Source organism: Blastococcus saxobsidens (assembly GCF_010682065.1).
In the GTDB taxonomy this organism is placed as follows: domain Bacteria; phylum Actinomycetota; class Actinomycetes; order Mycobacteriales; family Geodermatophilaceae; genus Blastococcus; species Blastococcus saxobsidens_B.
This window is the reverse complement of the sequence record NZ_JAAGWG010000019.1, coordinates 87116-105114: the sequence shown is the minus strand read 5'-3', so window position 1 is coordinate 105114 and position 17999 is coordinate 87116. Positions and strand designations below refer to the sequence as shown.

The window sequence follows — 17999 nt, the reverse complement described above, 5'->3', positions numbered from 1 at the left end:
CGGAAGTGGAAGCACCGCAAGGTGTGGAGCTGACCGGTACTAACAGGCCGAGGGCTTGACCACACACACCTACCCACGGCTGTTGCTACGGGTTGTCAGGTCAACAAGATGATTGTCGCGTCCACTGTGCGGTTCTGAACGCACGAACCAGTCGATGGTTCGTACATGTTCACAGAGTTACGGCGGTCATGGCGAGAGGGAAACGCCCGGTCACATTCCGAACCCGGAAGCTAAGCCTCTCAGCGCCGATGGTACTGCCCTGGAGACGGGGTGGGAGAGTAGGACACCGCCGGACATACTTTATGGAGGGGCCCCAGCATTCGTGCTGGGGCCCCTTCGCCATTCCCGGAACACCGGCGCCAGAAAGTGCACCTTCTGCCCGGCAGAAAGTGCACTGAATGCCCGGGTGGACGCTGCATCAGCGGCGGGGGCGGGGTTCCTTCGTGGTGGCTCCGACGTTGTCGGCGAACCACGCGTTGAGGGTCACCAGGTCCCGCCAGGACGTCCGCACGCGGTCGAGGGTGGCCGCGGTGTGCAGCCACTCCTCGGGCGTCCAGTGGCGGGTGGCGTGCAGGGAGCGGTGCTTGAGGAGGTCAATGCGGTCGTCGTCGGCGGAGAAGCCGGCCGGCACCCGGACCAGGCGGTCGCCTTCGATGTCCCAGCCGCCGACGCGCAGACGGTCGACCTCGGCCGCCAGTCGCGGGCCCTGCACGTCGTCGGCCACGGCGCGGCGGTAGCGGGCGACCTGGTCGGACTCCAGCCGCCAGCACCCGCCCGACACGAGCAGCCCGTCGGCGGAGATCTGCACGTACCAGGAGCCCGCGCCGCGCCCCTCGGGCGTCACGACGGCGCCCTGGTGCGTCTTGTACGGCGTCTTGTCGTGGCTGAAGCGCACATCGCGGTAGGGGCGGAACACCTTGGCGGTGCCGAACTCCGGTGCCAGCTCCTCGAGCAGCGCCGTCATGGGGGCGCGCACGTGGGCCTCGTAGGTGGCGCGGTGCGCCGTCCAGAAGGTCCTGCTGTTGTCGGCCTCCAGGCCCTCGTAGAAGACCAGGCCCTCGTCGGGGAAGCCGTCGAAGGTCATGAGGTCCCGTCCTCGTCGTCCAGCGCGGTGTGCCAGCGCAGCTCCCGGAGGGGCGCGGCCCCGGTCTCCAGCGTCCTGGCCCAGCCGTCGGCCGCCCAGCCCGCGGACTCGAAGAAGTCCGCGGAGGGCCGATCGGATTCCAGCAGCCACGCTTGGAGCCGCGTCACGCCGTCCGCAGTCGCGAGGTCGGCGACGGCGGCGAGCAGCCGGCTGCCGTGGCCCCGGCGGCCCCACCTCGGCTCGACCAGCAAGGGACCCACCTCGGCCGCTGAGGGGTCGTCCTCGACCGGCGCGACACCGACGAAGCCCACCACCTGGTTGCCCTCGAGCGCGACGAGCACGCGGTGCCGGGACGTGGGTGGGGACGCCACCGCGGCCGCCCAGGAGGCAGTCACCGCACCGTCGTCCCACTCGTCGAGCACGGCGGCTGGGAGGACCGTGCGGTAGGCCGTCCGCCAGGTGGTGGCCTGCACGCGGGCGATCGCCGGGGCGTCGCCGGGTTGGGCCGGGCGGACGGAGACGTCGGCCGACCCCGTGAGGCGGGGGAAGGGCGGCAGCGAGGTCACCCGGGCAGCGTAGGTGCCCGGCCCCGGGCCGCGGACGTCGTACCCGGGCGGCAGGATCGGACGGCGTGACCGCTGTGGAACGGCTGCCCGCCGCGCTGGCCAGGCGCATCGCCCTCGCGGCCCAAGGGTTCGCGGAGCCCCGACCTGCCACCGCGGTCGGCACGCGCCAGCTGCGCCGGCTCACCGACCGGCTCGCGGTGCTGCAGATCGACTCGGTGAACGTGCTGTCCCGCTCCCACTACCTGCCCGCCTTCAGCCGGCTCGGCCCCTACCCCCGGCCGGTGCTCGACGCGCTCTCCAACCGGCGGCACGAGCTGTTCGAGTACTGGGCGCACGAGGCCTCCTTCCTCCCCGCCCGGCTGCACCCGTTCCTCCGCTGGCGCATGGCGGCCGCCGAGCAGGAGGCGTGGGGCTCGATGACCCGTGTCCAGCGCGAACGGCCCGAGTACGTGGCCGCCCTGCTCGACCGCATCCGCGTCGACGGTCCGCTCAAGGCCAGCCAGCTGCAGGAGGAGCGCCCCAACCGCCCCGGCAGCATGTGGAACTGGCATGCCGGCAAGGCCGCGCTGGAGTACCTGTTCTTCACCGGTGCGCTCACCGCCACCGCGCGGACCGCCGGCTTCGAGCGGGTGTACGACCTGCCCGAGCGGGTGTTGCCCGCCGACGTCCTGGCGGTCCCGACCCCGTCGCGGCCCGACGCCGTCCGCGAGCTCGTCCGCACGGCCGCACGCGCCCTCGGGGTGGCCACCGAGACCGACCTGCGCGACTACTTCCGCCTCACCCCGGCCGATGCGAGGGCCGCGATCGCCGAGCTGGTCGAGGCCGGCGAGCTGCAGCCGGCCGAGGTCGCCGGGTGGGCTCGCCCGGCGTACCTGGACCCGGCCGCCCGGCGACCCCGGTGGATCCGGGCGCGCGCCCTGCTCAGCCCGTTCGACTCGCTGGTCTGGGAGCGCCCGCGCGTGGAGCGCATCTTCGGGTTCCGGTACCGGCTGGAGATCTACACGCCGGCGGAGAAGCGGGTGCACGGCTACTACGTGCTGCCGTTCCTCCTGGGTGATCGGCTCGTCGCCCGGGTCGACCTCAAGGCCGACCGGCAGGCCGGGGTCCTGCGCGTCCAGGCCGCGCACAGCGAGGAGGGGGTCGACCGGCCCGGGGTGGCGGCCGCGCTCGCCGAGGAGCTCCGGCTCATGGCCGGGTGGATGGGGCTGAGCGACGTCGTCGTCGCCCAGCGGGGCGATCTGTGGCCGGACCTCGATCGCGCCCTGGGCGCCGGGTGAGGCCGGCGAGCCGCCGCACCACCTCCAGGCCGGCCGGCTCGCCCGGCCAGTGCCGCACCAGTGCCTCCTCGCCGGCGGCGCGGACCACCGAGCGCAGCGCCCAGGCCACGACCACCACGTCATCGGCATACCCGAGGACGGGGACGACGTCGGGCACCAGGTCGACCGGCGACAGCAGGTAGCCCAGCAGCAGCCACAGCCGTACCCGCAGGCCGCGGGGGAGGGTGCGGTCGGCGGCCAGCCGGCGCACCAGCCGCACGACGTCGGGCAGCAGGCGCAGCCCGTCGCGGACCGTGAGCCCGTCGGGCCGGGTCCGCCAGAGGACGGCGAGCAGCAGCAGCCACACCAGCAGCAGCCCGCCGGCCACCGTCAGCAGCACCCGCACCCAGTCCACGCCGTCAGTGTGCCGGGCGCCCGGCCGTAGGCTCGGTGCGTGCCAGAGGTCGCGCCGCTCCGGGTCCAGATCATCGCGCAGACGCAGTTCACCCCACCGGCGGACGTCCCGTGGGACACCGACGCCGAGGGCGGTCAGGCGCTCGCCGAGTTCGCCGGACGGGCCTGCTACCAGTCCTGGGACAAGCCGGTTCCGGCGACGGCGACCAACGCCGGCTACCTGCGGCACATCCTCGAGGTCGGCCACCTCTCGGTGCTCGAGCACGGCAGCGTCACGATGTACCTGACCGGCATCTCCCGGTCGCTCGCCCACGAGCTGGTGCGCCACCGGCACTTCTCCTACAGCCAGCTCTCCCAGCGCTGGGTCCCCGAGCACGACGCCGCCGTCGTGGAGCCGGCGGTGATCGCCGCGGACCCGGAGCTGCACGCCCGGTTCCTCGCCGCGACCGAGGCCGCCGCCGCCGCGTACGGCGCGCTGCTGGAGGGTCTGGAGCAGCGCCTCGCCGACGGGCCCAACGCCGTCCTCCGCCGCAAGCAGGCCCGCCAGGCGGCCCGCGCGGTGCTGCCCAACGCGACCGAGACGCGCATCGTCGTCACGGGCAACTACCGGGCCTGGCGGCACTTCATCGCCATGCGGGCCAGCGAGCACGCCGACGTCGAGATGCGCGAGCTGGCGGTCGCCTGCCTGCGCGAGCTGCAGCGGGTGGCCGGCAACGTCTTCGGCGACTTCCGGATGAGCGCGCTGGCCGACGGCACCGAGGTGGCTGCGAGCCCGTTCGTCACGGAGGGCTGAGCGCACCCGCGCGGCGCGTGTGGCGGGTGTTCCCGGCGACCTCGGTGCTGTCGGCGGGCGGTCGTAGGCTCGGACCCGTGGCTGCGCCGATCGACACCCAGTACGAGGACCTCCTGCGGCGGATCCTGGAGCAGGGCACGCCCAAGCAGGACCGCACGGGCACCGGCACGGTCAGCCTCTTCGGCGAGCGGCTCCGGTACGACCTGTCGGAGACCTTCCCGCTGGTCACCACCAAGAAGGTCCACTTCAAGTCGGTGGCCGTCGAGTTGCTGTGGTTCCTGCGCGGGGAGAGCAACGTCGGCTGGCTGCGGGACAACGGCGTCACCATCTGGGACGAGTGGGCCTCGCCGGAGGGGGAGCTCGGCCCGGTCTACGGCGTCCAGTGGCGGTCGTGGCCCACGCCGGACGGCGACCACGTCGACCAGATCGCGAACCTGCTGGAGACGCTGCGCACCGACCCCGACTCCCGCCGCATGATCGTCTCGGCGTGGAACGTGGCCGCGCTGCCGGACATGGCGCTGGCGCCCTGCCACGCGTTCTTCCAGTTCTACGTCGCCGACGGCAGGCTCTCCTGCCAGCTCTACCAGCGCAGCGCCGACATGTTCCTCGGCGTGCCGTTCAACATCGCCAGCTACGCGCTCCTGACGAAGATGATCGCCGCCCAGGTGGGCCTGGAGCCGGGCGACTTCGTGTGGGTGGGCGGTGACTGCCACATCTACAGCAACCACGTCGAGCAGGTGCGCGAGCAGCTCTCCCGCGAGGTGCGCTCCTTCCCGACCCTGGAGCTGGCGCCGGCCCCCTCGCTGTTCGACTACACCTACGAGCACTTCGGGGTGCACGGCTACCAGCCGCACCCGGCGATCCGGGCAGCCGTGGCGGTGTGAGCAGGGTCGGGATGATCTGGGCCCAGGCCCGGGGCGGGGTGATCGGCGCCGCCGGCGGGCTGCCGTGGCACCTGCCGGAGGACCTGAAGCTCTTCCGGACGACGACGACCGGCTCCACCGTCGTCATGGGCCGGCGCACCTGGGAGTCGCTGCCCGAGCGGTTCCGGCCGCTGCCCGGGCGGGTCAACGTCGTCCTCACCTCCGACGCGGGCTGGGCGGCCGACGGGGCGCTCCGCGCCGGCTCGGTGGAGCAGGTGCTCGCCGAGCACGACACGTTCTGGGTGATCGGCGGGGGAGCGGTCTACGCGGCCTTCCTGCCGCACGCCGACCGGCTCCTGGTCACCGACATCGACCTGGCCGTGGCGGGCGACACCTGGGCGCCGGCCCTCGACGAGGGCTGGGTGCGCACGTCCCGCGTCCCGACCGAGGGGTGGTCGGTGTCGACCGCGGAGGGGCTGGGCTTCGCCGTGTCGGAGTACGCGCGGGGCACCGTCCCCGCCGCTGGGTAGATTCACCTCATGACCACCGACCCAGCCCGTCCGTTCGGGCGCGTCCTGACGGCGATGGTCACCCCGTTCGCCGAGGACGGCTCGATCGACCTCGCCGGGGCCCAGCAGCTCGCCGCGCACCTGGTCGACCGGTGCGCCAGCGACGGGCTGGTCGTCTTCGGCACGACGGGGGAGTCCCCGACGGTCGGCGACGCCGAGCAGCACGCCGTCCTGGAGGCCGTGCTGGACGCCGTCGGTGACCGGGCGACCGTCGTCGCCGGCGTCGGCACCAACGACACCGCGCACTCGATGGAGCTGACCCGGTCCGCCGAGCGGCTCGGGGTGCACGGCCTGCTGGTCGTCACGCCGTACTACAACCGGCCGCCGCAGGCCGGCCTGCTCCGGCACTTCACGTCGATCGCCGACAGCACCGAGCTGCCGATCATGCTGTACGACATCCCGATCCGCACCGCGATGCCGATCGAGGTGGAGACCCTCGTCCGGGCCGCCGAGCACCCGCGGATCGTCGCGGTCAAGGACGCCAAGGGCGACCTCGGCGCGATGGCCTGGACGATGGCGCGCACCGACCTCGCCTACTACAGCGGCGAGGACATGCTCAACCTGCCGATCCTGGCGCTCGGCGGCGTCGGCATGGTGAGCGTCGTCAGCCACCTCGTCGGCCCGCGTCTGGCCGAGATGCTGGCAGCCGTCGAAGGCGGCGACCTCGCCACCGCCCGGTCGATCAACCAGAGCCTGCTGCCGGTCTACACCGGCATCTTCCGCACCCAGGGCGTCATCACGGTGAAGGCCGCGCTCAACGCGCTCGGCCTGCCCGCCGGTCCCGTCCGGCCGCCGCTGGTCGACGCCACCCCCGAACAGCTCGCGCAGTTGCGCGACGACCTCGCCGCTGGAGGCGTACCCCTGTGAGTGGTCAGGTCACCCAACCGCACCTCGATCTCAAGGCGCCGCCGCCGCTGCCCGAGGGCGGCCTGCGCGTCATGGCCCTCGGCGGCCTCGGCGAGATCGGCCGCAACATGGCCGTGCTGGAGTTCGACGGGAAGCTGCTGATCATCGACTGCGGCGTCCTCTTCCCGGAGGCCGACCAGCCCGGCGTCGACCTGATCCTGCCGGACTTCGGCGTCATCGAGCACCGCCTCGACGACGTCGTCGCCGTCGTCCTCACCCACGGGCACGAGGATCACATCGGGGCCATCCCGTACCTGCTGCGCATGCGCGAGGACATCCCGCTGGTCGGCTCGCGGTTCACCCTGGCGCTGGTCGCGGCCAAGCTCCGCGAGCACCGGCTGGACGCGACGTTGGTGGAGGTGACCGCCGGTGACGACCACCTGGCCGGGCCGTTCCACTGCGAGTTCATCTCGGTCAACCACTCGATCCCCGACGCGCTGGCCGTCGCGGTGCACACCCCGGCGGGCGTGCTGGTGCACACCGGCGACTTCAAGATGGACCAGCTGCCGCTCGACGGCGTCCTCACCGACCTGGGCGCGTTCGCGCGGCTCGGCGTCGAGGGCATCGACCTGCTGCTGGCCGACTCCACCAACGCCGAGGTGCCCGGCTTCGTCACCCCGGAGCGGTCCATCGGCCCGGTGCTCGAGGACGTCTTCGCCCGCGCCACCCAGCGGCTGATCGTGTCCAGCTTCGCCAGCCACGTGCACCGCATCCAGCAGGTCCTCAACGCGGCCGACAAGCACGGCCGCAAGGTCGCGCTGGTGGGCCGCTCGATGGTCCGCAACATGGGGGTGGCCCGCGACCTCGGGCTGCTGCACGTGGCGCCGGGCCTGATGGTCTCCCTGGACGACGCGGCGAAGATGCCGGCGGAGCAGGTCGTGCTGGTGAGCACCGGGTCGCAGGGCGAGCCGCTGTCGGCGCTGGGGCGCATGGCCCGCGGCGACCACCACCAGGTCACGATCGAGGCCGGCGACACCGTCGTCCTCGCCTCGTCCCTGGTGCCGGGCAACGAGACCGCGGTCTACAAGGTCATCAACGGGCTGGCCCGGCTGGGCGCGACCGTGGTGCACAAGGAGACGGCGCGGGTGCACGTCTCCGGGCACGCGCCGGCCGGTGAGCTGCGCACGCTGCTCAACGTCGCCAAGCCGCGCTACCTGATGCCGGTGCACGGGGAGTGGCGGCACCTGCGGGCGCACGCCAAGCTCGCCGAGGAGACCGGCATGGCCACCGACCGCATCCTGCTCGCCGAGGACGGCGTCGTCGTGGACCTCGTCGACGGCAAGGCGACGATCGTCGGCTCGGTGCCGATCGGCAACGTGTACGTCGACGGGCTGAACGTCGGCGACGTCGGCGAGGAGTCGCTGCAGGCCCGCCGGATCCTCGGCGACGAGGGCTTCGTGGCGCTGACCGTGGTGGTCGAGCCGTCCACCCGCACCATCGTGCGGCCGGTGCACCTGTCGACGAAGGGGTTCTCCGACGACCCGTCGGCCTTCGACGAGGTGCTGCGCCTCGTCGAGGACAACCTGCGGCGGGCGCTGCAGGACGACGACGTCGACGCGCACCGGATGTCGCAGATCATCCGCCGGACGGTGGGCAAGTGGGTGTCGGACAAGCACCGCCGCCGCCCGATGATCATCCCCACCGTCCTCGAGGTCTGAGGGAAGCGCGGTAGCTCAACCGGAGCGGAGGCCGGTGTCCAACGCGGACAGAAGGCGGGCGACCCGGCCGGCTCCGGTCGGAGCGGACGGGTAGCGACGGAGGACCTCGACGAGTCGCGGTGTCGCGCGACGACGGGCCCGCTCGATCCACTCGTCCCCGACCGAGGGGTCGTCCCCGGCCGCCGCCTCGGCCGCGCGTGCGGCCCGCGCGGCCGAGCCCAGGATGTGACCGACCTGGGTCGCCTTCGCCAGCGGGTGCAGGTAGGCGGCCGCGGCCGCATCGCCGGCCGCTCGGGCTGCGTGCGCGGCGGCCTCGCTCGTCGCGCTCCTCGCCGCCCGGTGCGCCTCCACCGCGGTGGAGCGCTGCAGGTTGGTCCGCTCCGCGCCGAGGACGAAGGCCCAGGCGGCGTCGACGGCGGCTCGGGCACGCAGGTCCGTGGGGTGGTCCTGCTCGACGAGGGGCAGCACCTCGACGGCTGCCTCCACGGCGTAGCGCACGACGACCCGCAGGTCCTCGGCGCTCAGCTCGATGTCGTTCCCGCCGACCACCACGCCGTCATCGTGGCAGGCGCTCGGCGGTGACGACCAGGTTGTCCGTGTAGCTGCGGGCGCCGGAGTCGAAGTCGCCGGTGCAGGTGATCAGCCGGAGCACGTCGGCGGCGGTTGCACCGAAGACGGCAGCGGTGGGGAACTCGCCCTTGGCGACCTGCTGGGTCTGCGACACCGCGTAGCGCGCCGTGCTCCCGTCGGCCACCGTCACCTCGACGACGTCGCCGGGTTCGAGTGCCCCCAGTTCGTAGAAGACGGCCGGGCCAGCGGTGGAATCGACGTGGCCCATGAGCACGGTCGGCCCGCGTGCACCCGGTCGACCACCGCCGGTGAACCAGCCGACGCGGTCGTAGTCGGCGGGCACCTCCGCGGTTCCGTCCGGGGCCACCCCGAGGTCGACGAGCTCCTCGGAGAGCCCGAGCGCCGGCACCGACACGGAGACCGGGACGGGCACCGAGGCCGGATCGACCACGGGGGAGGCCGGCGGAGCCCCGGTCCCCGCCCCGTCCGTCGGTGCGGACGGGGCGCTGGACGCGGGTGCGGAGGGGAAGGCGGCCCCGGAAACGCCGTCGCCCTGGCCGGCGCAACCGACCAGGAGCGCCGCGGCTCCGGTGCCGGCCAGGAGCCGACGGAGCAGCGCCGCGGATCCGGGGCGCACCGTCAGTTCTCCGTGGTGGCGCGGCGGCGGAGGACGACCGCCCCGGCCGCGGCGAGCGCACCCAGGCCGGCCACTGCGGGCAGGACCGCAGAGGACGAGGAGTCCACGGCCGTGCCACCGGCGCCGGTCTCGACGCCGCCGACCGGGATCTCGGTCAGCTGGCCGCGGACCGCTCCGGCCGGGTTGGCCGCGGTGTGGGTGTCGGTGAAGAAGGCCGACGGGTTCGCCTCGATCTCGGCCAAGGTGAAGCCCTCACCGGTGTCGGTGCCCTCGGGAGCCACTCCGGTCGTGAACGGGCCCTCCAGGCAGCCGCTGCTCACCAGCGTGCCCGAGCCGTCGTCCTCGGGGTTGGGGAACGCGATCCGCGGGGGACCGGACTCGCCGGCACCGGCCTCGTGGATGTGGGTGGCCGTCTTCGCGGGGCTCTCGTAGGGCGGCGTGATGCCCTGGACCGAGATGTCGTAGCAGATGACCTCGAGGTCGGCATTGATCCGGTACGTGAAGGTCCCGGACGCCCCGGCCGTGCCCGGCGTGGGCTCCCCGTCGGAGTTGACGACCATGTCCGGCGTCGCCATGGCGGTGAAGGCGCTGGTGAAGGTCGAGGGCGGGGACACCTCGGTCTCGGCGGAGGCGACGGCGCCACCCGTGAGGACGAGGGCGCCGGCGGCACCGGCGACGAGGGCGGTTCGGGCGGCGGTGGGGCGCATGCGGGTCACGGGAGCTCCTGGGATCGGTGGACGGTCACCCGTACCTACGGAGCCCGGCCGGCCCACGTTCACCGATCACTCAGAAAGTCGAGCGGAGGACCACCGAGCCGTCGGCGTCGACCACCTCGAAGCCCGCGGCGTCCTCCCGGAGCACCGACGAGTTCAGGTTGCACACCAACCGTGCGGGCCCGACCCCGAGGAACTGCCCGGCGGGCACGACGTCGCCGTCCTCCTCGGTGACCGACACGCGGTAGACCTCCCCGGCGGTGAAGCCCTGGCCGGCGAGCTGCACCTCCACGCCCCAGGTGTGCGGAACCACATCGGCCGACGCGGTGATGTCCTCGGCCGCGACCTGGACGGCGACGGCCTCGCGCGGTGGCTGCTCAGGAACCGGCCGGACCAACCAGCCGGCGCCGAACCCGGCCGCCGCGACACCCACCGCGGCGGCCGCGGCCAGCGTCCGGTTCCGACGCCGCCGGGACCCCAGGTCCACCGGCCGCTCGGCCTCCTCGGCCGCGATGCGGGCCAGCACGGCCTCGCCCAGCCCCGGCGGGACCGGCGGTACCTCGTCGAGCCGTGCGGGATCGGCGTCGGCCAACCGGGCCCGCAGGGGGGCCAGTGCTGCCAGCTCCGCCCGGCAGTCGGCGCAGCCGTCGAGGTGGGCGCGTACCGCGGCTCGCTCGGCGGCGGTGCCGTGGCCCAGCGCGTAGACCCCCAGCTGCTCCCGCAGGGCCCGGTGCCCGTCCGCCGGTCGCTCGTTCACGGCTCCACCCCCATCTCCTCCATCGCCAGGCGCAGGGCCTTCAATCCGTAGAACACCCGGCTCCGCAGCGTGCCCACCGGGATGCCCAGCTCGGCGGCGACCTCGTCGTGGGACCTACCGCGCAGATGGGTCTGCACGATCGCGGTCCGGTGATCGTCGCTGATCCGCCGGAGAGCCTCCTCGACCACCCACGAGTCCACGAGCCGCTCGTCCAGGGCCGCACCCCCCGTGCCGACCGTGGCATCGAGGTCGCTGCCGTCGGTGAGGTCCCGCTGCCACGGACGGACGGCGAATCTGCGCGCCTCGTCGACGACGACGTTGCGCGCGATGGCGAACAACCAGGTGCGCAGGCTCGCCAGCTGCGGATCATAGGAGTGCATCGCGCGCCAGGCCCGCAGGAACACCTCCTGGACGACGTCCTGCGCCGCGCCGCCGTCCCCCAGCTGGCGCAGGGCGAAGCGGTAGATCTCGGGCCCGTGGGCGTTGTAGGCGGCGCGGACGTCGAGCTCCTGGGATGCCGCGTGCTCGCGCCGTCGCGCCACAGCCGTTCTCCCTCCGTGCCTGTACCTGTCCCGTTGGTACGGCCGCCACGGCTGCAGCGTTCACCGGACCTCTAGCGGCCCACGACCTCGATCGGCGCGATGCCCTCGGCGGCCGGCAGCTCGAAGCCCCAGACCTGCGCGTAGAAAGAGAGCTCGCCGTCCAGGGCCGCGCGGATGTTCTCCGCCTTGCGGAAGCCGTGCTGCTCGCCGGGGAAGAGCAGGTAGGCGTGCGGCACGCCCCGCTCCCGCAGCGCCGCCACGATCGCCTCGGCCTGCGACGGCGGGACGACCGCGTCCTCGGAGCCCTGGAACACGGCGAGCGGGGTGTCGAAGCTGTCGACGTGGTTGATCGGCGACCGCTCGGCGTGGACCGGGTTGCCCGAGGGGCCCGCATCCGGGTCGTAGGGCGCCACCAGGCCGTCGAGGTACCGCGACTCGAACTTGTGGGTCTCGGCGGCCAGTGCCCCCAGGTCGGCGACGCCGAAGTGGCTGGCCCCGGCGGTGAAGACGCCCGGGCGCATGCTGAGCGCGGCGAGCACCGTGTAGCCGCCGGCCGAGCCACCGCGGATCGCCATCCGCCGAGGATCCACCCGTCCGGCGTCGGCGAGGTGCTGCGCGCAGGCCACGACGTCGTCCAGGTCGACGACGCCCCAGCGGCCCTGCAGCGCGTCGCGGTACCGGCGGCCGTACCCGGTGGAGCCCCGGTAGTCCACGTGCGCGACGCAGAAGCCGCGGGACGTGAAGTACTGGATCTCGAGGTTCAGCACGCGGTCGTGGCTGGACGTCGGCCCACCGTGCACCATCACGATCAGCGGGGGGAGCTCGCCCTGCGGGGCGCTCGCCTCAGGGTTGGTGGGCGGGTAGACCACCGCGTGGGCCACCTCGATGCCGGTGCCGTCGTCCGGGGTCGGGAAGGTCACGAACTCGGGGCGGGAGAACCAGGCCGGGTCGAGCCCGAGGTCGCGGGCGGGGCGCAGCACCTCGACGGACCCGCCGTCGGCGTCGACGGACAGCACCACCCGCTCCGCCGCCGGTCCGCCGGCCGCGCAGACGATCCGGGCGCCCTGCGCGCGCACGAAGGAGAACGAGGCGTAGGGCAGGTCGAGCTCGCGGAGGTCGCCGCCGGGGGAGAGGACCGCGAGCCGGTCGGCGCCGTCACGGCCGTAGGCGAGCGCGATCCGCCCGTCGTCCATCAGGGCGAACCGGCTCTGGTCGAACCGCCACTGCGGGCCGGCGATGTCGCTGCCGACGTCCAGCACCAGGTCCGTCCCGCCGTCCGGGCGCCACCGGTAGAGCGACCAGACGTCGGTGCGGTCGCAGAGGAACCACAGCGAGCCGTCGGGCCCCCACGTCGGCTGGACCACCGACTCGCCGGGGCCACCGGCTACGACCATCTCGTTACCGTCACCCGACCGAACGACCAGCTGGGCGGCGTCCCAGGGCATGGCGGGGTGGTCCCACTGCAGCCAGCACAGCGATCCGTCGGCCGACAGCCGCGGGTCGGAGACGAAGTCCGGCCCCCTCACCAGCACCTGGGAACCGCCGTCGGGTCGCACCCGGACGATCTCGTCGACCACGTCGGCCGCGGCACCCGACGCGCTGTGCGTCTCGCGCACGGCCAGCACGCCGTCGGGGGTGATCCGCAGGTCCGCGTACCGCACGCCCGCCGGGATCGCCGGCTCCGGGCTCACGACGACGGGAGAGCCGTCGGTGCCGATCCGGTACAGCCGCTGGTCCGAGTAGTCCGTGAACCACAGGACGCCGCCGGAGACCGTCCACGAGCCACCGCCGTACTCGTGCACCCGGGTGCGCGCGTTCCACGGGGCGGGGAGGACGTCGACGACCGCGCCGTCGGCGGAGCGGCGGACGAGCACCGACCGGCCGCCCTCGGCCGGGCGGGCCTCGGACCACCAGACGTCGCTGCCGTCAACGACGACCTCCTCCAGCCTGGCCGCCGTGCGGACCACCAGCTCGGAGGTGATCGGGGTGGGCCAGCTGCCGTGGGGGAGCGGGGCGCTCATGCCGGTCACGGTAGCCGCGTTCGCCCGGGTGGTCGGACCTCGGCGGACCGGTCCGGACCTGTAGCCGGTCGGCAGACCGGCCACTAGCGTGCGTGCACAGTGGTTCCGGACGCCGCTCCGGGCAGTGGATGCCTCGCGACGGACGGCGCCGCAGCGCCCGCGGCGAGCCACCGTCCCTCCACCGGGGACGGCACGGTCGACCGGGGCGGGACGCACCTCCGAGAGGGAAGGGGGATGGGGCGGTGGGGCCGCCGAGCGGCCCGGAGCCCCGACCACCGATGAGCGATCACGACCACGACCACGACCACGACCACCCGCAGTACAGCGAACTGTCCGAGATGGAAGCGAAGGTCCGCGCGCTCGAGACCCTGCTGACGGAGAAGGGCCTGGTGGACCGGGCCGCCCTGGATGCCGTGGTGGAGCGCTACGAGAAGGAGGTCGGTCCGCACAACGGTGCCCAGGTCGTCGCCAAGGCCTGGACCGACGCGGACTACCGGCGGTGGCTGCTCGAGGACGCGGACGCCGCCATCGCCTCGCTGGGGCACGTGGGGCGCCAGGGGGAGCACATGGTCGCCCTGGAGAACACCCCCGAGCGCCACAACATGGTGGTGTGCACCCTCTGCTCGTGCTACCCGTGGCCCGTGCTCGGGCTTCCGCCGGTCTGGTACAAATCGCCGGCCTACCGGTCGAAGGTGGTCATCGACCCGCGCGGAGTGCTGGCGGATTTCGGCGTCTCGTTGCCCGAGGGCACCGAGATCAAGGTCTGGGACTCGACGGCGGAGATGCGCTACCTGGTCATCCCGCTGCGTCCCGAGGGGACGGACGGCATGAGCGAGGAGCGACTGGCCGAGCTCGTGACCCGGGACAGCATGATCGGCACCGGGCTCGTCCACGCACCGTCGGGAGCCGCCCGGTGAACGGCGTGCACGACACGGGGGGCATGCAGGGGTTCGGACCGGTCCTCCCGGAGCCCGGGGAACCTCCGTTCCACGCCGAGTGGGAGAGGCGCGCCTTCGCCATCACGCTCGCACTGGGCGCGCTCGGGCTCTGGAACATCGACCAGATGCGGCACGAGCGCGAGTCCCTGCCCCCGGCCGAGTACCTGGCCAGCAGCTACTACCGCATCTGGTTCCGCGCGGTGGAGAACGCGGTCCGCGAGCTGGAGCTCCTGGACCGGGAGGGCCTCAGGGCGCGCACCGCCGAGGAGCTCACCGGGCTGTTCTCGTCACGGTCGAGCTACGAGCGGCGCATCGGGGCCGGGCCGGTCTTCCGGGCGGGCCAGCCGGTGCGGACCCGCACCATCAACCCGAGCGGGCACACGCGCCTGCCCCGCTACGCGCGTGGCCGGGTCGGCACCGTGCTCGCGGTCCGTGGCGCGCACGTCTTCCCCGATCGCCATGCCGTGCCGCTCGGTCAGGAGCCGGACCCCACCCCCGAATGGCTCTACACCGTCGAGTTCCGCGCAGAGGAGCTCTGGGGCCAGGACGCCGACCCCACCGTCACCGTGTCGATCGACGCCTGGGAGCCCTACCTGGAGGCCGCCTGATGGACACGACCGCCGCCGCGACGCTGGCGCGCATCTCCGCGGCTGCGGGCACCGAGCTGCCGCTGCCACCGCCCGGCGGCGAGCAGGTCTTCGCCGCTCCCTGGCAGGCTCAGGTCTTCGCGATGACCGTGACCCTGCACGAGGCGGGTGCGTTCACGTGGTCGGAGTGGGCGCGCACCCTGGGGCGGCACGTCTCCGATGGCCGGCCCGACGGCAGCGACTACTACGAGCGCTGGGCCGACGCACTGGCAGAGATGCTCCGGAACCGCGGCATCGCGAGCCAGGAGGACATCGAGCGGGCGACGAGAGCCTGGCACGAGGCCGCCGCACGCACGCCGCACGGGATGCCGATCGAGCTGTGATCGACGGAATGCCGACCCGATCCGTCGATCCCCGGGCACGTCCGACGGCCGTTTCCCGTGCGTGTGACGTTATGGGGGAGCTGGCGAGGTGGGGGACACGATGCCCGGCCTGCCCGTTCCGGGCCCTCGGCGGGCTTACCGTCTGACGCATGCCTGCCCGCACCACGTCGACGCGCCGGCCGGCCGCCACCCGCAGCCGGTCCGGATCGACGGCGGCGAGCAAGAAGCGGCCGCCCGCCAAGCGCGCTCCCAATCGCCGTCCGGCCGCCAAGAAGAAGCAGCCGTCCGGTCCCGGTTTCTGGCGCATCGCCAGCGGGGGGTGGAACCTGCTCGCGCGGGGGGCCGGCGGGCTCGCCCGCTCGGTCGCCCGGCCGGAGGAGGCCGAGCCGCTCGCCCCGGAGCACCGCCGTGACGGGGTCGGCCTGGCCGTCCTCGGGCTCGCGATCGTGCTCGGCGCCGCCGCGTGGAGCAACGGCATCGGGCCCGTGGGGACCGCGCTGACCGACGGCGTCCGCTGGGTCATCGGGTCGCTGGTGATGGCGCTGCCCGTCGTCCTCTTCTTCGCCGCCCTGCGGCTGCTGCGCCGCGGGCCGCGTCCCGAGGCGCGTGGCCGGCTGGTCATCGGCTGGCTGTGCACGATCGCCTCGATCCTCGGCATCGCCCAGGTGCTCGGTGCCGGGGGCGACCCGCAGAACGGCGTCCCGGGCTCCGGTGGGCTCGTCGGCTGGGCGGTCGGCACGCCGCTGGTCGCCGGGCTGGGGGCGGTCGTCGCCGTCGTCCTGCTGTTCCTGCTCGCGTTCTTCGGGCTGCTCGTCATCACCGCGACGCCGGTCCACCAGATCCCCGAGCGGCTGCGTGAGTTCACCGACCGCCTGCTGGGCCGGGACGACTACGACGAGGACTACGACGAGTACGACGACGAGGAGGAGGACGAGGAGCCGGCTCCCAAGAGCCGCCGTCGCCGTTCCCTGTCGGAGGACCTGCTCACCACCGGGCCCATCGACCACGCCGCCTACGCCGAGGCCCCCGAGGCGACCCGCACCACCGAGCCCGAGCACACCGTGCTGGCGTCCCCGCCGCCGGTACCGGCCGCGCGACCGCCGATCGTGGACCGCACGTCCCCGCCCGAGGACCTGCCGCCGATCACCGAGCCGGAGCAGCTGTCCATCCAGCCGGTCGAGGGCGACTACGTCCTCCCGGCGCTGTCCATGCTGCGGCCCGGCGACCCGCCGCGGGCCCGGTCGAAGGCCAACGACGTCGCCATCGAGGCGATCAGCGGCGTGCTCGACCAGTTCAACATCGACGCCGCCGTCACCGGCTTCACCCGCGGCCCGACGGTCACCCGGTACGAGGTCGAGCTCGGCCAGGGCGTCAAGGTCGAGAAGATCACCGCGCTGACCCGCAACATGGCCTACGCGGTGGCCAACGACAACATCCGCATCCTGGCGCCGATCCCGGGCAAGTCCGCCGTCGGCATCGAGGTGCCCAACACCGACCGCGAGAAGGTGTCGCTCGGCGACGTCCTCCGGTCCGGCGCGGCCAAGCAGGACCCGCACCCGATGCTGGTCGGCCTCGGCAAGGACATCGAGGGCGGCTTCGTCTGCGCCAACCTGGCGAAGATGCCCCACCTGCTGGTCGCCGGCGCCACCGGTGCCGGTAAGTCCAGCTGCGTCAACTCGATCCTGACCTCGCTGCTGCTGCGCGCGACGCCCGACCAGCTGCGGATGATCCTGGTCGACCCGAAGATGGTCGAGCTGACGCCCTACGACGGCATCCCGCACCTGATCACGCCGATCATCACCGACCCCAAGAAGGCCGCCACCGCGCTGGCCTGGCTGGTCGAGGAGATGGAGCAGCGCTACCAGGACATGAAGTCCACGGGTGTGCGGCACATCGACGACTTCAACCGCAAGGTCGACAAGGGCGAGATCACCGTGCCCCCGGGCAGCGAGCGGGTCTACCGCCGCTACCCCTACATCCTGGCGATCGTCGACGAGCTCGCCGACCTGATGATGGTGGCCCCCCGCGACGTGGAGGAGCACATCGTCCGGATCACCCAGAAGGCGCGTGCCGCGGGCATCCACCTGATCCTGGCCACGCAGCGCCCGTCGGTCGACGTCGTCACCGGGCTGATCAAGGCCAACGTGCCCTCGCGCCTGGCCTTCTCCACCTCCAGCCTCACCGACAGCCGGGTCATCCTCGACCAGCCCGGCGCGGAGAAGCTCATCGGCATGGGTGACGCGCTCTTCATGCCGATCGGCGCGGGCAAGCCGATGCGCGTCCAGGGCGCCTTCGTGTCCGACGCCGAGATCGAGGCGGTCGTCGAGTTCAGCAAGCGGCAGGCCGAGCCCGAGTACCGCGAGGAGGTCTTCTCCGCCGGCTCCGCGGCCGGTGAGCAGAAGGAGATCGACGAGGACATCGGCGGTGACCTGGACCTGCTGCTGCAGGCGGTCGAGCTCATCGTCACCAGTCAGTTCGGCTCCACGTCGATGCTGCAGCGCAAGCTGCGGGTCGGCTTCGCCAAGGCCGGGCGGCTCATGGACCTCATGGAGAGCCGCGGCATCGTCGGCCCCTCCGAGGGGTCCAAGGCCCGGGACGTCCTCATCAAGCCCGACGAGCTGGAGTCGGTGCTGTTCACCCTGCGCGGCGGGGCGGCCTGATCCGGCTGACGGCCGCGGAGAGGGGCGAGGTCGTCGCCCGGGCTCACCCTGCGCGGCGGGGCGGCCTGATCCGGCTGACGGC

The 17999-nt window shown here is 73.2% G+C and carries 19 protein-coding genes and 1 rRNA gene; 11 read left to right on the top strand and 9 right to left on the bottom strand.

Annotated elements, in window-relative coordinates; translation table 11 throughout:
- The first annotated feature begins 178 nt into the window (after positions 1–178).
- A 5S ribosomal RNA gene (rrf, locus tag GCU60_RS13740) occupies positions 179–295 on the top strand.
- A 123-nt stretch (positions 296–418) separates the two neighbouring features.
- Here the strand turns inward: rrf and GCU60_RS13735 are convergent.
- The gene (locus GCU60_RS13735) at positions 419–1084 is read right to left on the bottom strand and encodes a DUF2461 domain-containing protein (protein WP_163206131.1); all 666 of its coding nucleotides are present in this window, start codon (positions 1082–1084) and stop codon (positions 419–421) included.
- Positions 1081–1650, bottom strand: a complete 570-nt coding sequence (locus GCU60_RS13730; RefSeq protein ID WP_163206129.1) for a GNAT family N-acetyltransferase — start codon at positions 1648–1650, stop codon at positions 1081–1083. The genes GCU60_RS13735 and GCU60_RS13730 overlap by 4 nt, the downstream gene beginning before the upstream one ends.
- Before the next feature lie 65 nt (positions 1651–1715).
- On the opposite strand from GCU60_RS13730, the gene GCU60_RS13725 reads away from it, so the two are divergent.
- The gene (locus GCU60_RS13725; protein ID WP_163206127.1) at positions 1716–2927 is read left to right on the top strand and encodes a DNA glycosylase AlkZ-like family protein; all 1212 of its coding nucleotides are present in this window, start codon (positions 1716–1718) and stop codon (positions 2925–2927) included.
- Here the strand turns inward: GCU60_RS13725 and GCU60_RS13720 are convergent.
- Positions 2836–3321: a DUF1232 domain-containing protein gene (locus GCU60_RS13720; protein ID WP_163206125.1), complete on the bottom strand. Its 486-nt coding sequence runs from the start codon at positions 3319–3321 to the stop codon at positions 2836–2838. The two genes, GCU60_RS13725 and GCU60_RS13720, sit on opposite strands and share 92 nt — an antisense overlap.
- Before the next feature lie 39 nt (positions 3322–3360).
- On the opposite strand from GCU60_RS13720, the gene thyX reads away from it, so the two are divergent.
- From thyX to GCU60_RS13695, 5 genes are all read left to right on the top strand, one after another.
- Entirely contained in the window at positions 3361–4113 is a 753-nt protein-coding gene (thyX, locus tag GCU60_RS13715) for an FAD-dependent thymidylate synthase (protein WP_163206123.1), read from the top strand.
- A gap of 77 nt (positions 4114–4190) precedes the next feature.
- Positions 4191–4997, top strand: coding sequence for a thymidylate synthase (locus GCU60_RS13710; RefSeq protein WP_163206121.1), 807 nt, complete (start codon positions 4191–4193; stop codon positions 4995–4997).
- Between the two features lie 11 nt (positions 4998–5008).
- Entirely contained in the window at positions 5009–5506 is a 498-nt protein-coding gene (locus GCU60_RS13705) for a dihydrofolate reductase (protein ID WP_163206119.1), read from the top strand.
- A 9-nt stretch (positions 5507–5515) separates the two neighbouring features.
- A complete protein-coding gene (dapA, locus tag GCU60_RS13700) occupies positions 5516–6412 on the top strand; it encodes a 4-hydroxy-tetrahydrodipicolinate synthase (protein ID WP_163206117.1) in 897 nt (298 codons plus the stop codon).
- Entirely contained in the window at positions 6409–8109 is a 1701-nt protein-coding gene (locus GCU60_RS13695; RefSeq protein ID WP_163206115.1) for an RNase J family beta-CASP ribonuclease, read from the top strand. The genes dapA and GCU60_RS13695 overlap by 4 nt, the downstream gene beginning before the upstream one ends.
- A gap of 15 nt (positions 8110–8124) precedes the next feature.
- On the opposite strand, the gene GCU60_RS13690 is transcribed toward GCU60_RS13695, so the two are convergent.
- From GCU60_RS13690 to GCU60_RS13665, 6 genes are all read right to left on the bottom strand, one after another.
- Positions 8125–8661 carry a putative immunity protein gene (locus tag GCU60_RS13690; RefSeq protein ID WP_163206113.1) on the bottom strand — a complete coding sequence of 179 codons (537 nt, stop codon included), beginning with the start codon at positions 8659–8661 and terminating at the stop codon, positions 8125–8127.
- Positions 8662–8665: 4 nt separating this feature from the next.
- Entirely contained in the window at positions 8666–9316 is a 651-nt protein-coding gene (locus GCU60_RS13685) for a sortase domain-containing protein (RefSeq protein ID WP_204261998.1), read from the bottom strand.
- A gap of 2 nt (positions 9317–9318) precedes the next feature.
- Positions 9319–10023, bottom strand: a complete 705-nt coding sequence (locus GCU60_RS13680; protein ID WP_163206148.1) for a CHRD domain-containing protein — start codon at positions 10021–10023, stop codon at positions 9319–9321.
- Between the two features lie 79 nt (positions 10024–10102).
- Positions 10103–10786: a zf-HC2 domain-containing protein gene (locus GCU60_RS13675; RefSeq protein WP_163206111.1), complete on the bottom strand. Its 684-nt coding sequence runs from the start codon at positions 10784–10786 to the stop codon at positions 10103–10105.
- Positions 10783–11328: a sigma-70 family RNA polymerase sigma factor gene (locus tag GCU60_RS13670; RefSeq protein ID WP_163206109.1), complete on the bottom strand. Its 546-nt coding sequence runs from the start codon at positions 11326–11328 to the stop codon at positions 10783–10785. The genes GCU60_RS13675 and GCU60_RS13670 overlap by 4 nt, the downstream gene beginning before the upstream one ends.
- 71 nt (positions 11329–11399) lie before the next feature.
- Complete coding sequence (locus GCU60_RS13665; RefSeq protein ID WP_163206107.1) at positions 11400–13349, bottom strand: prolyl oligopeptidase family serine peptidase; 1950 nt, start codon at positions 13347–13349, stop codon at positions 11400–11402.
- A gap of 278 nt (positions 13350–13627) precedes the next feature.
- Here GCU60_RS13665 and nthA point away from each other — a divergent pair, with 278 nt between their 5' ends.
- The 4 genes from nthA to GCU60_RS13645 all read left to right on the top strand — a co-directional run bounded on the left by nthA (position 13628) and on the right by GCU60_RS13645 (position 17917).
- Positions 13628–14266 (top strand): nitrile hydratase subunit alpha, encoded by a 639-nt coding sequence (gene nthA / locus GCU60_RS13660; protein ID WP_163206105.1) that lies wholly within the window; start codon positions 13628–13630, stop codon positions 14264–14266.
- Positions 14267–14271: 5 nt separating this feature from the next.
- Positions 14272–14895 (top strand): nitrile hydratase subunit beta, encoded by a 624-nt coding sequence (nthB, locus tag GCU60_RS13655; RefSeq protein ID WP_204261996.1) that lies wholly within the window; start codon positions 14272–14274, stop codon positions 14893–14895.
- Complete coding sequence (locus GCU60_RS13650) at positions 14895–15257, top strand: nitrile hydratase accessory protein (protein WP_163206102.1); 363 nt, start codon at positions 14895–14897, stop codon at positions 15255–15257. The genes nthB and GCU60_RS13650 overlap by 1 nt, the downstream gene beginning before the upstream one ends.
- A 149-nt stretch (positions 15258–15406) precedes the next feature.
- Complete coding sequence (locus tag GCU60_RS13645) at positions 15407–17917, top strand: FtsK/SpoIIIE family DNA translocase (protein WP_163206100.1); 2511 nt, start codon at positions 15407–15409, stop codon at positions 17915–17917.
- The last annotated feature ends 82 nt before the right edge of the window (positions 17918–17999 follow it).